The following is a 17,839-nucleotide window of genomic DNA, read 5'->3' on the forward strand; positions in this document are numbered from 1 at the left end:
ATTATACGATTTACAAATAAATATTTCGCATATCTATTATTTCTTTTGTAGCTATTTTTGCGTTATAAAACTTAACCATAGCTTGGCTATGCTAAAGTTTTATGCCTTAAACTAACTTAAAATAATTCAATACCTATATACGAAATATGTATCTGTAAATCGTATTATACCATTTACCATAAACAATTACAAATCGAACTTTCGAGTAAAATACTCTTTTAGAAAATAAATTTGTACCAAAATCATTAGAGTAAAAAACAAACAAACATATATTACTATATTCGATATTGTTATCTCTTGAATGAAGTTGGGTGTTTTAATTTTAGTTACAAATTCAAAATTAATTTTCGGCATTTTCAACCAACCTAAAGAGCTTCCATTAGCAACATAAGCTATTGAAGCTACCAAAACACCAACCAAAACAACCCATGTGTTTTTCGATATTAGCGGTACTGCTTTGTAAACATCGCTCTTTTCAGTTTCTACAATGGTTTGCATTATCTGTTTTGTAAAATCAGCCGAAGGAGATGTTAACTCTATTTCTTTAATATATTTTTGAGCAAATATATCCAGCTCTTCAATATGTTTATTTTCTCCCATAATATTTAATTAATTCTGGTTCTACTTGTTTTTCTACTATTGTCAATAATCTTTTCCGAGCCCTATGTAATTTTACTTTTACATTGGCTTCTGATAAATCAGTTAGGTCAATAATTTCTTTCAAGCTTAATTCTTGAAAGTAAAACATCCAAAGTATTGTACGTTCTCCATGCGGTAATTTCTGCAAACATTCATCCATTATTTTTGCTCTCTCTTTACGCTCTATTCCTTCTAAGACACTTTCCGATGCTCTAATTTTATTTATTGTTATTTCATCAATCGTATCCATCATATATCGTTCTTTGTTTTTCTTTAACCTGTCTAAACAAGCTCTATAAGTAATCTTGTATAACCAAGTAGAGAACTTTGACTCTCCTTTAAATTTCACGAGATTTTTATATGCTTTTATAAAAGCGTCTTGAGAAACCTCCTCAGCTTCTTCTCTACTCTTTAACATTTTAAAGGCTAAGGTAAATACCATGTTTTTGTACTTTTCTACTAAAAAAGCAAAAGCATTGGTATTCCCTTTTAATATTTTTTTTATGTACAGTTCGTCGTCGATAATAGTCATGGTTTCTTTTTGACTGTTGCATCGTCTAAAAGGTTACATTATTTTTATCATTTTATTTTTATTTTTTCTGTAACCTTTTTTAAAACACTACCGTCATACCTGCAACACATTAAAAATAATCATTTAAATTTATATATTATGGAAGTAGCAATTGTATTTATGTTCTTATTCGCAGTAATTTTTGGAATATTTTATCTGTTTTATTCAACTCGAAATAAAGAACGTTTAGCGCTCATAGAAAAAGGTGCTGATGCTAAAATTTTTATGAAAGGAGAACGAAAAAAATCAACACTAACTGGTAGGGTCATTGTATTAAATCTGGCACTCTTGATAATGGGAATTGGTTTTGGCGTGCTATTAGGTGCTTTGTTGAGTTATAACTTTGCCTACAATGGTCCATGGAGTGATCGTCCAGACAACTATATTTCACCAGAAGTATTTTATGTTTCTTCAATTTTCTTATGCGGTGGCGGTGGATTATTGATCGGTTTTAATCTCACTAAAAAACTAGAGGACTAATATCACAAATACGCTTACATATGTTATACCATTTACCATTTGAATTTACGGTAATAAAACGTCCTTTTTTCCTTTACCGTAAATTCAAACGATAAATTGGTATTATAACCGTTTCAAAATATGAAACGGTTTTGTTTTTTTATAAAACTCCGTATATTTAAGGCTGAATTCTAGATTCGAACTATAATTAATCATGTCTTAAAGTGACTTCAAAAGCATACTTCGTTTTTTTTATGATTTCTCCATAACAGTGCTAAAACAAAAAACATTGGCTTTTATTATTATTTCAAACCATAACTTATGAAAACTATTTTATATTTAATTCTTATCAGCTCTTTTTCAGTACATGCTCAAACTGATGTTACAATTTATGATATCGTTGATACCATTTCCTCAGATAGAATTAAATCCGATATTACAACATTAGCAAATTTTGGAACACGTCATACCTTAAGTGATACTATTTCTACTACACGTGGTATTGGAGCTGCAAGAAGGTGGATCAAGTCGACTTTCAATACGATTTCAAAAAATTGCAATGATTGTTTGGATGTATTCTATCAAAAAGATTTGGTAACGAAAGGAACTAACCAAAGAATAACAAAAGATGTTTGGGTTGTAAATGTTATTGCCATACAAAAAGGTGCTAAAAACCCCAACAATTTCATAATTATGAGTGGTGATATTGACTCGAGAATATCAAATCCCAATAATTTTACTGACGATGCTCCTGGAGCTAATGATAATGCTTCAGGCATGGCTGGAACACTGGAAGCTGCTCGTGTTTTAAGCAATTATACATTTGATAACAGTATTATATATGCTGGGCTTTCTGGTGAAGAACAAGGATTATTTGGAGGAAAAAGCTTAGCTTCTTACGCAAAAAAAAAGGGATGGAATATAATTGGGGTGATGAACAATGATATGATTGGAAATATTAAAGGCGTAGATGGCGTAATTGACAATAGAACATTCAGGATATTTTCTGAGCCCACCTCTCCTACTGAAACCGAGAGGCAACGTAAAGCCAGACGATTTTATGGAGGTGAAGTTGATGGTATTTCTCGTCAACTAGCAAGATATGTTTATAATACAACAAAGAAGTACATGCCTGAAATGAATCCAAAAATGATTTACCGTCTTGATCGCTTCGGGCGTGGTGGGCATCACCGTCCTTTTAATGATGAAGGCTTTGCAGGAATTAGAATTATGGAAGCCCATGAAAACTACACACAACAACACCAAGATACCCGAATTGAAAACGGAATTGAATACGGTGATCAACTAAAATTTGTCAATGTTGAATACGCTCAAAAATTAACTGCTGTTAATGCCATCAACTTGGCCTGTTTAGCCTCTGCTCCCACCGCACCAAAAAATGTTGCGATTGGTGGTATTGTGGAACCGTCGGTTAAGCTTAAATGGGATACCGTCAAACATGCCAAAGGTTATAAAATTTACTGGAGAGAAACGACCTCTCCAACATGGGATAACAGCAGGTATGTAGGAAATAAGTCTGAATTTACTTTGAACGGAATCGTTATCGATAACTTCTTTTTTGGTGTTGCTGCTGTTGGTGAAAATGGGTATGAAAGTACTATCGCTTTTCCAACCAAAATAATGAGATAATATTATTTTATTACCTTCATAAGTTCATACAACAAGAGGTACATCCTTTGCGTAATAATCTAGCAAAACTGCAGTGTTTTAATTAATGATTTTTTTATTTTTATACTATGAAAAAAGTTTTAATTACTGGGGGCACAGGTCTGGTAGGGAGTCATCTTCAACAAGCCCTAAAAAACAATGGTTTTGAAGTCGTTATATTAACAAGAAACCCTAAAAAAGAGAATGAATTTCATTGGAATATAAAGGAAGGGTATATTGACAGAAAGGCATTTGAAAACACGACTCATATTATTCATTTAGCGGGGGCTGGAATTGCTGACAAGCGATGGTCAAAAAGAAGAAAACAAGAAATTATTGATAGTAGGGTGACATCGGCTAATTTATTGTTTGATTTTATAAAAAAAACAAATACCCAACTAGAAGGTTTTATTGCTGCTTCGGGTATTGGGTATTATGGCGCGATTACATCGGCAAATATATTTTCGGAAACTGATCCTCCAGAGAATGATTTTATTTCTAAAGTTTGTGTTGAATGGGAAATTGCGAGCAATCAATTTACTGAAATTGGTGTTCCTGTAACTATTTTACGAACCGGAATTGTGCTGAGCGCACATGGTGGGGCACTAGCTAAAATTAATACCCCTTTCTTTTTAAGTGCTTTAGGAAGCGGGAAACAATATATGCCTTGGATTCATATAGATGATCTTTGTAATTTATATATTGAAGCCCTTAATAATGATACGTTTTATGGCGTTTATAATGCTGTTGCTCCTGAGCATCATACTAATTTTTCTTTCACTAAAACGTTAGCTAGAGAAATTCATAAAATATTCCTCCCAATAAAAGTACCTTCATTGATCCTGAAAATAATGTTGGGAGAGCTTTCTGTTATTCTTTTAAATGGTAGTAGAGTAGCTACCAATAAAACAGAAAACTCTTATACCTTTGTATACCCAACATTAAAATTAGCGCTGAAAAATTTGTTTACTTCTACACCGACCTAAACCAATTGTTCATTGCTTCTATAGCTTATGTTCTAGTTGTTAGCGCTACTTTTCTGCATATCTAACAGCTCTACAACTTTTTGTGATACTGATGCAGAAGACAAGTAGTTCTGACCAGTAATAAGTCTCCCATCAACCTCTATGTGGGGTGTGTTTCTTTTAGAGAATTTGAATATCCCTCCTCGCTGTTCTATGGTTTTTTTTATTAAAAATGGAAAGGTTTTAAAATATGGTTTCGCTGGGTTTTCATACGCATCAGGATACCCGCTAATTCTTTTATTGTGGACGAGATACTGACCATTTTTTTTCTTTAGATTTACGATTCCAGCGGTTCCATGGCAAACTGATGATATTACTCCATTATTATCTTCATAAATTTCCATCGATATGTTTGCTATTTTTTTGTTCATAGGCACTCCAAACATTGCACTACCACCTCCAATATACTGAACTGCCTTATACTCTGAAGAAATTACTTCATCAGGACTTTTCGTGTTTTTTAACCTGTTCATAAAGGTTGAATTATATAAATACTTTTTTGCTAAACTATAAGAGGTATTAATATAAGCTAACGAAACAGCGCCTCCTAAAGGGCTCACAAAATCGACTTCATAACCATTATTGATAAAAACATCATAGGCATTGACTATTTCATAAAAGCTATTTCCTGTTGGCAAACTAGTATCTCCATAAAAATGGGCATTAGATACTATAAATAGTACTTTGTGTTTAGGGCTATCATACTGGGTGGCTGTTTTACTAATAATCTTCCATCCCAAAGACGTCTTCTTCAACAAAAATAAATCTAAAAAGCGCTTTTTTATTTTAGGTATTGTAATCTCTACCTTAGCATTGGCAATATCGTTCTTAATATCAATTGACACTATTTTTCCATATCGTCCATTAAATTCGTTTTGAGGACTATTCTTAAAAAACCCAATATATTGGTCTATGGAAAATTTTTTAAATCCACTTTTTGATGTTAAATAAAGTGCTGCATCTTCTATAAATGCATTTTTTAAAAGATTGGGTTTGTTATACGAACTTCCTTCTATATAGTTCGTAAGTGTTTTTTTTATCAAATCGCTATCATTTTCATAATAACCAACATTTTCTTCTAAGCCTTTATAATAAAGTTTATCGTCGGTCACAAAACTCTTATCATAATTAATAATGTTCTTTTTCATTTTATTTCCATAAATATTGGAAAGAAGACCCTGCTCTATAGCCACTGAGTTCTGAGAAAATGTAGCGAGACAGAACACCCCTAGTACACCCATAATTACTTTTTTCATTTTAACTGTTTTTTAATTTAAAACAAAACTGATAAAACTATCTATCAAATGAATTTTGGATTATAATCTAGGTGTCCTGAATTATAATTTAGGACTTGTATCCCAATTATTATAAACAATTAGGATCGTTATATTATAACATCTAAATTGTGTTATTTCTCTGGTAAAGAGCTTTGATATTGAGATGGTGTTTTTCCTGCTATTTTTTTAAAAGTAGCATAAAAGCTAGATTTAGAAGAAAAACCTGCTTCATAACCAATAGATTCGAGTGTAAAATGGGGTTGATTCTTGAGTAGTTTCTTTGCTTCTTCTACCCTATATTCATTTATAAACTGAGAAAAACTCTTTCCTATATTGTCATTTAGAAGTTGCGACAACTTATGAGGCATAATGTGAAGCTTATCGGCCACATCTTTTAATTTTATTGTTGGATTCTTAAAAACTACCTCTTCATTCATCAACCATTTTAATTTAATTAATAAGCCCTCAGCTTCTGTAGTATTTATTCGTTTCGCATTGTATTTTAGAGGTATCTCACGAAAAATAGTTTCTCTGTTTTTTTTAAATAATAAGAAAAAAAGCAAACCGTAAAACACAAACGAAAATGTCAATGTACCTATTAGATATAAACGAAAATATCCAATTATGTATGCTATGTAAATTAAAATGTTTCCTACCAATACGGCCAAAAGCCATAGCTCTGAGGTGCTCAACTCCTTTCTTTTAAGAATTTTTGTATAGGATGGTTTTAACAAAAAAGCAGAAGCCAATATATAAGCTCCCCAAACAGTATATATAAATTTTATAAAGTATGCTCTCCAAAAATCAATATTCGTCTCATAGGGTCTCAATATTCCAATAGAAATTATAAGTATTACTAAAATAAGGTAATGAATTTTCCATATTCTAGGTAACTTATTTGGGTTCTCTAACGTTGATTTAATATAGAAGAATAAGGAAATCCCTATCAAAAAACAAGCTGATAGGCCTATTTGAAGAATACCTAAACTTCTTTCATTATAGTTCGTGAAAACTACATAAACAGACTTTCCTATTCTTATGCTTAACATAAGTAATAAAAGTCCTAAAAATAAATACTGCGCTTTTTTGTGCCTATAGAAAATTAAAAAATAGACACTAAGTAAAAAACCATTAAAAACGCCAAGGGAGCAAAAGAAAAAAAGTAGTGAGTTATTTAATTCCAAAATCATAAAAAATAAAACACAAAAATATAAAAAGTCCAGAAAATTTTCTGGACTTTAGGTATATAATACTCCTTTTTAGAAGTAATTATTATTTTGACGTAGTTAACAGCTACCTTAATAATTAAGACTTTCCTATACCTCCTTCCATACACTAGATTCTATAAATGCAATCAACTATTGGGTATTAATAGTCATAATATCCTGTAAAGACACTTATCAAAAAAAGAACCTAATTATTACTAATTAGTATCTAAACTAAAGCGTATAATGTTATTTTTAACTAAGTAGCTCACTAAGTTATCTGCATATGATTTTGCTCCGCTACTCATACTTGTAGGGTCATGAACTGTTGACTGACCTTTCCACAATAAAGCATGTTCTTTATCGGTTTTTACAGTTACGTCGTATAAATTAGATTCAACTACATATTCTTTTACATCTTTATAATAGCTTGGAGTATATACCCTACTATAATTTCTATATATATATTTCCCATATCTATAGTATCCACTCGGATAAATATAACTTTCTCCAGGAACATAATCGGTTTTATCACGAACATTAACCAAACTAACACCTATTGCCCCATCAACCCCAAGAGATCTCAGTTTTTCGGCTATATTTTTAGTTTCCCAGTCTTTTTTTGATGAATCAGGTGTTAAAAATGTTATCCCTTTTATTGCCTCGAAACCTTCACGTTGTAAATCTTTAACTATTTTACGCTCAACCATACTCCTTAAAGCATAATCTTTACTGACTACAATCACAGCTAATTTCTCAAATTTTTTACCTTCAAAATCTTTTTTAGACCATACATATTCCATGGTTGGTGCACAGCCGATAAAAAACATTACTACCAGTGACAACATAATTTTTCTCATGTATACTTATTTTTATTGTATTTATATTAATTTTCAATTTTCCTGTTTCAAGAATATCGTTTCCCCTAAACGAAATGTACTTACATCTCCAGTAAAATTGGGTAAATACCCCATTACCTTCAACATATTGGGTTTTACGTTATCTTTAAAATTAAACTCTCCAGAACAGGTATTTGTATTCATTGGTAAAATCAATACTACTCCTATTGAAATATCCGTTGTTTTTTCTAAAAGAATTACTTTGTACTATTTCAAGTTATAATTAGTATAATTTTATAGCTTTCCAAGCTTGGCGTTATTTTTCATCTCATTATTTGCATATATCGCCAGCTCTACCCTCCTATTTTTTGCTCTATTTTCAGTATCATTCGCGTACTTAGGTTGCGTTTCTCCATACCATTTAACAATTAACCTAGAACTACTAATTCCTTGGTTAATAAGAAAACCTGAAACAGACTTTGCTCTTTTCTGTGATAAAGTCATATTATAATCCGCTGCTCCACTATCATCAGTATGCCCTTCTATTAAAACATCTGTATCTGGATAGTTTTTAAAAACAGTTGCTAATTCTTTTAACTCTTGTTGATAATTACTATTCAATTTGGATGAGTTTATACTAAATGCCAAGCTAGAATCAAAGGTAACATTAATCCCCTCTCCTACTCTGTTAACCTCGGCTGTTGGAATCGCTTGTGATATATCTTGTGCCTGCCTATCCATTTTTTTTCCAATAAGATTTCCTGCTGTACCACCTACGGCTGCACCAGCCAAAATACCCCAAATACTACCCTTTGAAACTGCAGCTCCTAAAAGTGCTCCGCCTGCGGCACCTGCAATGGTTCCTTTTTGTTGCTTATTTAAACTACCGCATCCTGTTAGGATACTAAAAGCTAAACTTAATATAATAATTTTTTTCATTTTATACTTATTTTTAATTACACACTATTGCTATGAACAAATCTTTATTTAAATCTTTGTAACCAAGACTTTTTGCTCTCTTTAAATCCGAACACAACTTGCTTTTTTCTGTTGAATTCATTTTATTTTTTAATTCCTGAGTTTTTGTGGTTCCGTACTTCTCTTTCATCTGTTTAAATTGCATATTACTTCTGGTAAGAAACAACTCCAATGAGTTTGGATTCATTAACTCCGCTTTTTTATAAGCACCATATGCAATTTCATATCTTCCTAAATTGCCGTACATACTACCTTCTTGTATAAGATACTTTTCATTGTTAGGATCTAAGTTCTTCGCTCTGTTTAAATATACTTGGGCGGAATCAACTTGTTCAATTTTACGTTCAAAAAAAGCACTCATAAGAGCATAATTAGAAGCTCTTTGAATACTATTTTCATTCATTTCGGTAAGCGTTATTACTTGCTCTAGTTCTTCTTTTGCCTCCATTGTATTTCCTAAACCATAGAGAGCTGTAGCCTTTTGAAAATGGCCACTTAAACTTCTGTTTTTTGATATTTTAATAGCATAATTAGCCTCATTAAGCGCCTCGTTATAACGTTGCAAACCATTCAAGGCTTCAGCCTTACCGTAGGCACCTCTTTCTTTCGCATCTCTCGTTCTACACTTTGAGCGAAAGAAATCAAATAACTCAAGGGCTTTATCATACACTTTGTTTTCAACCGCGTTTTCAGCACTTTCTAAATAGCCTCTACATTTTTTACCCATGGTAAACGTTTGTGCTTTCAAACTCGTTGATACTAAAAATGTAGTCATACAAAAAATCATTACTTTCTTCGTGTTTGCCATATTTTCAATTTTAATTATTCTTTAAATTAGTTATTTTATTCATATAAAAATCACCTCTGTAAATGATTCCTAGAGGCTTTATCTCGTTTATTTTACTAGGGTCTATCGTGAAAGGGTTTTTATCCAAAATAACAAAGTTTGCTATTTTCCCTTCTTTTATGGAGCCTATAGTATTTTCAAGGTTTAAAGTTCTTGCTGCATCAATAGTGATTGCTCGCATAGCTGCATATACTGGTACTCTTTGATCTTGTGAAAACTTACTCCCATCAGAGGTTACTCTATTTATTGCTGTAGCTGCAAGAGTTAATGGCTCCATGGGGGCCATAGAAAAATCGGAATGATAAGACGTAGGAATATCTCTTTTTACTAACGAATTAATCCTAACCAAGTTCTCAGCACGCTCTTTACCTAATCCATTTTCACTATACTTATCTGAAAGTGCCCAAAGATAATATGGGTTTACAGAAGCCTCAATTTCCATCTTTGAAATCTGTTCTGCCATTTGATCTGTAAAATACCCCATATGATGAAGTGTAAATCTATGATCATTCCTTGGATTTCTCTTTTGATCATTTTCTAAAAAATCAAGTACTTGTTGAATTCCTTTATCTCCATTTGAATGCACATGAATTTTATACTCATGATCCCAATATAGACTTATTTGCTTTTTAAATAAGTGTAAAGGTGTCATCCATTCTCCGTGATGACCATCTGTATAACCTTCTTTCATTTGCATCAGTTGAGAGTAAATTGCCCCATCTGAAAAAAGCTTAACTTGCTTCGGTAAAAAATGAATATTATTAGTATCAAAACTATCTTTTAAGGTTTCCATAAAAGTCATTGCCTCTTCATTTCCTCCTTTCATACCATATAACTGAGTTCCATTAGGAATAAGATATACATCATAAGGAGGGTTCTTATCCATTTCTCTCTTAAGTAGAGTATATTCCATGGTAAAATCTGCACTAGGAAAACCTGGCTCTGCTATCGTGGTAATTCCATTTTTCCGTATTAGTTGCGTCATAATACCTAAGCCTTTCATGTATTTTTCAGAATCAAGTAATGTTTTAGCCATTTTTGGAACTAAAGCAAGCCAACCTCCTTCATAAAAATGTCCTTTACTCCATTCAACTTGAGGATTATTTTTAAAATCTTCCTCTTTTATTCCTATCAAATTAATAGCTGCATCATTCAAATATATCTCGTGAAATGAACGATGAATAATTCCAACAGGCTTGTTTTTAGAAATTTGATTTATAATCTCTCTTGATAGCTCTCCATGCCATAACTGGTGATATCCCCAGATAAAATAAATTTCATTTGTTTTTGCATTTTTATCAACCGACTCGGTAACTCTTTTCAAATATTCTTTATTCCCTGAGGCTCCTTTTTTAACACCATGTGGTAACACCCAATCATATGGTGCTATAATTTCATTAGGTAGCATTGTTGCAGAAATAGATGGATGTACGTGAGGTTCAACGAAACCAGGCATTAAGGTTTTTCCTTTCAAATCATGCTTTTTTGCCTTTGTATATTTACGAACAGCATCATTCTTATTACCAACAAAAATAATTTTGCCTTTATGAGTTACAACGGCCTCTTTGGTTTGCAACGAATCTCCATCCATCGTTACAACATCTCCACCAAAGTATAGGGTAATTTCTTTCCCCTTTTTTTTAAGTCTTTCTTTTTGATGTTTAGCTTTATTACATGTAACAAGTAATAACATTAGTGTAATTAGTAATACTAAATTCTTCATACCAGAGTATTTCTTTACTTTTAAAAACAGTACCCTCTTTAATTGTAATCGAAACAACGGTATCTAACAATAGTATTATTGTCTATTTTTAAAGGGTTCTTTATTTAGTTTAACAAAGGTCTACAAGTTGTATAACTTCAATAGCTCCTTTAGCATTCTATGTATTTTAGATTCTTGTTCATTAAACTTGTACGTATAACAGGTAATAAAAAAAAACGAACAGTACTTTTTAAATTATTATGATTTTCTTTAAGGAAGCATATAGGTCGATTAATTAAAAGGTTTGGGTCTTGGAAGATACAATTAAGTCATTTTTAGTAATCAAAAAAGAAATTAAATTGCTACAAAAAGAAGTTTTATGATTATCACGAAGAATCAGGCTGAAATTAAATAACACTGTTAAATCAATCAATTTCGAATACCATGACATGTTTTGGTAATATTTAATTAGTTTTCTTTTTATTTTCATTAATCTGGAGTTATTCATTGTTTTCAAAACAACCAAAAACATTATAATTATAAAGACTTCAAAACATAAATTCATGAATCTAAGCCGTTTTATGTACTTTATCTATACTTTAAATAAACTCAATTTTTTCCATTCCGAAATTATTAAAAAAAATGTTAAAATCATAATTATTTTTCTCACAACACGAAAAATATGCGAGATCAAAAAAACTAAATTTCAATACTCTAATACCCTTTACAAATTAAAATCACCCTAATAAAACAACCTGTTAACCCTTTCTTCTACATTAGAAAAAGCAACCATAAACTAAGAATACGCTTAATTTTTATAAAGAGAAAAATCATCATTTTCTCTTACAGTAAATTCAAACAATAACTGGTATTATTTTACGCATTTACACGAAATTACGCTGTTAACGTTCTTTTATAGATTTACTCATAGTAACTAAGCGTTTTGATATATGAAACTACATGTTTTTATCTAGCAAAACTAAAGAGTAGGTAATTGGGGTGCTATCAACATCCGCCGACACAAAATTTAAGTATCCTCTAGCCTACAATCAAAATATTCTATAATTGAGAATAAAAATTAACATTTTTTTCATTTTACATAAAAAAAAAGGCCTGTTTTTTCGAATTAAAAAATTTTTATTCGATACTACTTTGATTATATCTTTTTTTTAATCACATTTGACCAACTATTTATAATCATATGAAAACTTCATCTAATTTAAACACATATATAAAATCCAATGCAGTAATGAATTACGATAAGAAAAATCTTAGCAATGAAACGCTCATTGATCTTTATAAACAGATGTTATTACCTAGAATGATCGAGGAAAAAATGCTCATTCTATTGCGTCAAGGTAGAATTTCAAAATGGTTTAGTGGAATTGGTCAAGAAGCCATTTCAATAGGGGTTACTTCAGTATTAACACAAGATGAGTATATTTTACCCATGCACAGGAATTTGGGCGTTTTTACAAGTAGAAATATTCCTTTACATAGATTATTTTCTCAATGGCAAGGAAAAGCCAATGGTTTTACAAAAGGGAGAGATCGAAGTTTTCACTTTGGAACGCAGGAATACAAAATTGTAGGAATGATTTCACATTTAGGTCCACAATTAGGTGTTGCTTCAGGAATTGCCTTAGCAAACAAACTAAAGAAAACTAAGAGTGTTTGTGCGGTATTTTCTGGTGATGGAGGAACGAGTGAAGGTGATTTCCATGAGGCTTTGAACGTTGCTTCTGTTTGGAATTTACCTGTATTATTTTGCATTGAAAACAACGGATATGGTTTATCAACACCCGTTTCGGAACAGTACAATTGTGAACATATTGCTGATAGAGGAAAAGGATATGGTATGGAGTCTCATATTATTGATGGTAATAATATCTTAGAAGTATACACTAAAGTTTCTGAGATCGCAGAAAGTGTAAGGAAAAATCCAAGACCTATTTTACTCGAATTCAAAACCTTCAGAATGCGAGGTCATGAAGAGGCTAGTGGTACAAAATATGTTCCACAACAACTTATGGATGAATGGGCCTCTAAAGATCCTATTGAGAATTATAGAAACTTTTTAATTGCTGAAAAAATTCTATCCCCTGAGTTAGATGAGAAGTTTAAAAAAGCAATGAAAGAAGAAATTCAACATGATCTTGATGTAACCTTTAAAGAAGAGAAGATCACCTCGACAATTTCTAACGAATTGCGTGATGTTTATAAAGATTTTGAATATGTTGAAGTTAAAGAAAATTCTGAAACCGAAAATATTCGTTTAATTGATGCTATTTCTAAAGGCCTTAGGCAAGCAATGGAAAGGCATGATGAACTCGTAATAATGGGGCAAGATGTTGCCGAATACGGGGGGGTATTCAAAATTACCGAAGGCTTTATCGATTCTTTTGGAAAAGAGCGTGTGCGTAATACGCCAATTTGCGAATCTGCTATTGTATCTATTGCTTATGGACTCTCCGTTAAAGGGGTGAAATCTGTGATGGAAATGCAATTCGCCGATTTTGTTTCTACCGGATTTAATCCAATTGTAAACCTATTGGCTAAATCGCACTATCGATGGAATCAAGAAGCTGATATTGTCATAAGAATGCCATGTGGTGCTGGTGTTGGTGCTGGGCCTTTTCATTCACAAACAAATGAAGCATGGTTTACCAAAACACCTGGTTTAAAAGTGGTTTACCCTGCTTTTCCTTACGATGCAAAAGGTTTATTGGCTACGGCAATTAACGACCCTAACCCTGTTTTATTTTTCGAACACAAAGCCTTATATCGTAGTTTATACCAGCATGTTCCTAAAGATTATTATACGCTTCCTTTAGGGAAAGCTTCGTTGTTAAAAGAAGGAAATGATGTTACTATTATTTCTTTTGGTATGGCCGTACACTGGGCATTGGAAACACTTGAAAAACTCAAAAATATTTCAGCAGATTTAATTGATTTAAGATCGTTACAACCACTAGATACTGAAACGATTTATACTTCTGTCAAGAAAACTGGTAAAGTAATCATTCTTCAGGAAGATTCATTATTCGGAAGTATTTCTGGAGATATTTCTTCATTACTTATGGAAAATTGTTTTGAATATCTTGATGCTCCAGTAAAACGAGTGGCAAGTCTTGAAACTCCTATTCCTTTTGCTCCAAACCTTGAAAAGGAATACTTACCAAAATATAGGTTTGAAGAAGAACTTTTAAAACTATTAGATTATTAAATCCTTGAAAAAATAGGGATTAACGAAACTAAATCAATAATAAATGTATCAAAAAATGCTCACAAAATTGTGAGCATTTTCTTTATCATATAATAGTATAGGTACTTACTTCTCTTAAAAATCTTGATTTACATCCCAAGATTCTAATATTCCTTTTAAGGTTTTTATAAACATTCCTCCAAGCGCACCATTTACAACTCTGTGGTCATACGAATGTGATACAATCATCTTCTGGCGAATTCCTATAAAATCACCTTCAGGTGTTTCAATAACCGATGGTTTCTTTATAATCGCTCCTAAAGCTAAAATAGCTACTTGAGGTTGATTTATTATCGGAGTTCCAGCCATACTACCAAAACCTCCTACATTCGTAACCGTATAGGTTCCTCCCTGAATTTCATCTGGCTTCAATTGGTTTCCTCTCGCTCTATTTGCTAAATCATTAACTTTTTTAGTCATCCCAACTAAACTCAGTTGATCAGCATTTTTAATTACTGGAACTATTAAGTTACCATCTGGTAAGGCTGCTGCCATTCCTAAATTAATATTTCCTCTTTTAATGATTTTATCTCCGTCTACAGATATATTAATTAATGGATGTTTCTTAATCGTCTGTGCTACAGCCTGCATAAATATTGGAGTAAACGTAAGCTTTTCTCCCTCTCTTTTAAGATATGCGTCTTTTACTTTATTTCTCCAGTTAACAATATTGGTTACATCTATCTCTATAAACGACTGAACATGAGCAGAAGTTTGTACAGAATTAACCATATGCTTGGCTACAAGTTTCCCCATGCGGCTCATTTCAATAATCTCATCTTCTCCGCTCAATGTTATTGGTGTAGAAACAGTTTTTGGTTGGGTATCTTTTGCTGGTTCTGTCGCTGGCTTTTTAACTACTTTTGGTTGCTTCCCTCTGTTTTCTAAATACCCTAAAATATCGGTTTTAGTAACTCTTCCTTCCTTTCCTGTACCTTGTATATTTTCTAACTCGCCAATCGAAATTCCTTCAGTTTGAGCGATACTCTTTACTAATGGTGAATAAAAACGATCACTTGATGATGTATCTATGTTAGTGACTGCGTTTTCTTTTACTTCTTCAATTGTTTTTTCGATTTCAACAACAGACTCTTTCACGTTTTCTGTTATTTCTGAGGAATCTGTTGAATTATCCTCGCTACCTTCTGTTTCTATTATGGCAATTGTTTCACCAACTTGGACAACAGCGTCTTGATTAAATAATATTTCAACTAGTTTTCCTTCAACTTCACTAGGTACTTCACTATCTACCTTATCAGTAGCCACTTCAACAACAGTATCATCTATTTCAATAGTTTCTCCTACTTCTTTTACCCAAGAAGTAATGGTTGCTTCAGCAACACTTTCGCCCATTTTAGGCAGCTTCAATTCATATCTAGCCATAAGTGTATGATTTTTTAATGCTTGCGAAGGTACTAAAAACTAATGATTTTTTACAGTTTTAACTAAAAAACATTTAGGCACCTCTCTTGTTAATTTACATTATTCACAATAAAACCGCTATTTAAAGCTTTTTTTTACGATAAAAAACCTAAAAACGAATATTCTTTAAACATTTATCATTCTTTAGTTTTATCAAGTAACAATCAGTGAATATTCTTTCATTAAAAGTTTTTACACTAAAATAGTTTCAAAAACCATGCGCCCCCAATCGTTACAACGATATCCATTCCCTTGGGGTTTTCAATACATTTAACAATGTTTCTTCGTCAGTACCTTCCTCTGGGTGGTGATTGTATTTCCACTGAACTGTAGGCGGTAAGCTCATTAAAATACTTTCTATTCTTCCGTTAGTTTTAAGTCCAAATAATGTTCCTCTATCGTGAACTAAATTAAATTCAACATAACGTCCTCTCCTAACCTCCTGCCAGCTCTTATGCTTGTCTGTGTAGTGTATATTTTTCCTTTTTTCTACAATGGGAATATATGAGTTCAAAAAACTGTTACCTACCTCTGTAACGAAATCATATCGGTTTTGTATCGAAAACTCTTCTGACTCTTTTAAATAGTCAAAAAACAACCCCCCAACACCTCTAGCCTCATTTCGATGTGCATTCCAAAAATATTCATCACAGGTTTTTTTAAACTTCTTATAAAACTTATGATCATGTTTATCACAAGCTTCTTTACAAACTGTGTGAAAATGGATTGCATCTTCATCGAACAAGTAATAGGGTGTTAAATCTTGCCCACCACCAAACCATTGCGTAACTATTTCACCCGTTGCGTCATACATTTCAAAGTATCGCCAATTGGCGTGCACGGTTGGAACGAATGGGTTTTTAGGATGAATAACTAAACTTAACCCACATGCATAAAAGTTACCATGCTCAACACCAAATTGCTTTCGCAGTACTTCTGGTAATTCTCCATTAACCGCTGAAATATTTACGCCTCCTTTTTCAAAAACATTTCCATTTTCAATTACCCTTGTTCTTCCTCCACCACCTTCTTCACGTTTCCAAATATCTTCCTTAAACGTTTCTTTACCATCTATTTCTTCTAATTTTGATGTGATTGTATCCTGTAATTTTTGAATATAAGTGTAAAACTGGTCTTTCATCTATATAAATATTGAAATGCAAAAATAATTATTCTACCAATTCGTTTGTTTGAATTCTTTTAATTGTTTCTGTAGTAGCTGCAGTTACCGAAAGTGGTAGAACTATTATAACTCCAATCACTGGAATTAATAAAAACAACATAAAAACAATTCCATTTCCTATAGCAACTCCTTTATTTCTACTAACAAAATCAACGCTTTCCTTATATTTAAAATGGCGTTCAAGTGTGTAGTCCATATTCCCAAAACCAGCATAGTAAGCTTGCATTAAAAACAATAAAACTGTTGAGAGTAACCCAATTACTGGAATAAACCCTAAAAATAAAATCGGTATTGTTAGTAAAAGCTCTTTCACTAAGTTTCTTACATTTATCCGAATACCTCTTATTAATTGTTCGTAGAAAGATGTTGTTCTATGTTGATGCGTTCTTCCTAAATAGTATTCTTCAATTTTTTCAGAAACAGGGCTCATAAAAGGAGCGGACAATGCCATTATAATGTGTTTATATAATATCAATCCGATGACCACAATAATAGTAGCACTTAAGAAGGTACTAATTAATTCAAATGTTTGCTTGCCAAATTCCCATTTCCATAAATTAGCAATATAATGCCCAATATTATCCGAAAAAGAATAGGCTAATAGTACAATAACGATTGCTGTTAAAACACTTATAAAAACTGGAACCAAAAAGAACTTCCACAGTTTTAATTTCGATATTAAGCTAATTGTACCTCCATAAGCTCTAATTCCATAGAGTATATTTTTAATCATAATTTTATATAGTTTATAAATTTACA

At 32.0% G+C, this 17,839-nt stretch carries 16 protein-coding genes; 4 read left to right on the forward strand and 12 right to left on the reverse strand.

The features are described from left to right. Positions 1-186 precede the first annotated feature (186 nt). Entirely contained in the window at positions 187-600 is a 414-nt protein-coding gene (locus tag AC2TDS_RS04455; protein WP_484737920.1) for a hypothetical protein, read from the reverse strand. Beyond that, positions 587-1,171, reverse strand: coding sequence for an RNA polymerase sigma factor (locus AC2TDS_RS04460; RefSeq protein WP_484737921.1), 585 nt, complete (start codon positions 1,169-1,171; stop codon positions 587-589). The genes AC2TDS_RS04455 and AC2TDS_RS04460 overlap by 14 nt, the downstream gene beginning before the upstream one ends. A 138-nt stretch (positions 1,172-1,309) precedes the next feature. Here AC2TDS_RS04460 and AC2TDS_RS04465 point away from each other — a divergent pair, with 138 nt between their 5' ends. From AC2TDS_RS04465 to AC2TDS_RS04475, 3 genes are all read left to right on the forward strand, one after another. Continuing rightward, a complete protein-coding gene (locus tag AC2TDS_RS04465; RefSeq protein WP_484737922.1) occupies positions 1,310-1,690 on the forward strand; it encodes a DUF6249 domain-containing protein in 381 nt (126 codons plus the stop codon). A gap of 300 nt (positions 1,691-1,990) precedes the next feature. After that, positions 1,991-3,319, forward strand: coding sequence for a M28 family peptidase (locus AC2TDS_RS04470; RefSeq protein WP_484737923.1), 1,329 nt, complete (start codon positions 1,991-1,993; stop codon positions 3,317-3,319). 107 nt (positions 3,320-3,426) lie between these two features. Then, entirely contained in the window at positions 3,427-4,323 is an 897-nt protein-coding gene (locus AC2TDS_RS04475) for a TIGR01777 family oxidoreductase (RefSeq protein ID WP_484737924.1), read from the forward strand. 32 nt (positions 4,324-4,355) lie between these two features. On the opposite strand, the gene AC2TDS_RS04480 is transcribed toward AC2TDS_RS04475, so the two are convergent. The 7 genes from AC2TDS_RS04480 to AC2TDS_RS04510 form a co-directional block, all read right to left on the reverse strand. Then, positions 4,356-5,618, reverse strand: coding sequence for a nuclear transport factor 2 family protein (locus AC2TDS_RS04480; RefSeq protein WP_484737925.1), 1,263 nt, complete (start codon positions 5,616-5,618; stop codon positions 4,356-4,358). Between the two features lie 152 nt (positions 5,619-5,770). Further along, complete coding sequence (locus tag AC2TDS_RS04485; protein WP_484737926.1) at positions 5,771-6,688, reverse strand: helix-turn-helix domain-containing protein; 918 nt, start codon at positions 6,686-6,688, stop codon at positions 5,771-5,773. A gap of 374 nt (positions 6,689-7,062) precedes the next feature. Then, complete coding sequence (locus AC2TDS_RS04490) at positions 7,063-7,704, reverse strand: hypothetical protein (RefSeq protein ID WP_484737927.1); 642 nt, start codon at positions 7,702-7,704, stop codon at positions 7,063-7,065. A gap of 33 nt (positions 7,705-7,737) precedes the next feature. Then, positions 7,738-7,887, reverse strand: coding sequence for a hypothetical protein (locus AC2TDS_RS04495; RefSeq protein ID WP_484737928.1), 150 nt, complete (start codon positions 7,885-7,887; stop codon positions 7,738-7,740). 90 nt (positions 7,888-7,977) lie between these two features. Further along, a complete protein-coding gene (locus tag AC2TDS_RS04500; RefSeq protein WP_484737929.1) occupies positions 7,978-8,622 on the reverse strand; it encodes a YiaD family glycine zipper/OmpA-like lipoprotein in 645 nt (214 codons plus the stop codon). Positions 8,623-8,635: 13 nt separating this feature from the next. After that, positions 8,636-9,469, reverse strand: coding sequence for a tetratricopeptide repeat protein (locus AC2TDS_RS04505; protein ID WP_484737930.1), 834 nt, complete (start codon positions 9,467-9,469; stop codon positions 8,636-8,638). A 10-nt stretch (positions 9,470-9,479) separates the two neighbouring features. Continuing rightward, complete coding sequence (locus AC2TDS_RS04510) at positions 9,480-11,231, reverse strand: amidohydrolase (RefSeq protein WP_484737931.1); 1,752 nt, start codon at positions 11,229-11,231, stop codon at positions 9,480-9,482. A 1,228-nt stretch (positions 11,232-12,459) separates the two neighbouring features. Between AC2TDS_RS04510 and AC2TDS_RS04515 the strand changes: the two genes are divergently transcribed. After that, entirely contained in the window at positions 12,460-14,436 is a 1,977-nt protein-coding gene (locus AC2TDS_RS04515) for an alpha-ketoacid dehydrogenase subunit alpha/beta (protein WP_484738919.1), read from the forward strand. A 114-nt stretch (positions 14,437-14,550) separates the two neighbouring features. On the opposite strand, the gene AC2TDS_RS04520 is transcribed toward AC2TDS_RS04515, so the two are convergent. The 3 genes from AC2TDS_RS04520 to AC2TDS_RS04530 form a co-directional block, all read right to left on the reverse strand. Next, entirely contained in the window at positions 14,551-15,858 is a 1,308-nt protein-coding gene (locus tag AC2TDS_RS04520; RefSeq protein ID WP_484737932.1) for a dihydrolipoamide acetyltransferase family protein, read from the reverse strand. 271 nt (positions 15,859-16,129) lie between these two features. After that, positions 16,130-17,038 (reverse strand): oxygen-dependent coproporphyrinogen oxidase, encoded by a 909-nt coding sequence (gene hemF, locus AC2TDS_RS04525; protein WP_484737933.1) that lies wholly within the window; start codon positions 17,036-17,038, stop codon positions 16,130-16,132. 28 nt (positions 17,039-17,066) lie between these two features. Next, positions 17,067-17,813, reverse strand: coding sequence for an EI24 domain-containing protein (locus tag AC2TDS_RS04530; RefSeq protein ID WP_484737934.1), 747 nt, complete (start codon positions 17,811-17,813; stop codon positions 17,067-17,069). Positions 17,814-17,839 lie beyond the last annotated feature (26 nt).

The sequence above is a fragment of the Tenacibaculum profundicola genome, from assembly GCF_057220795.1.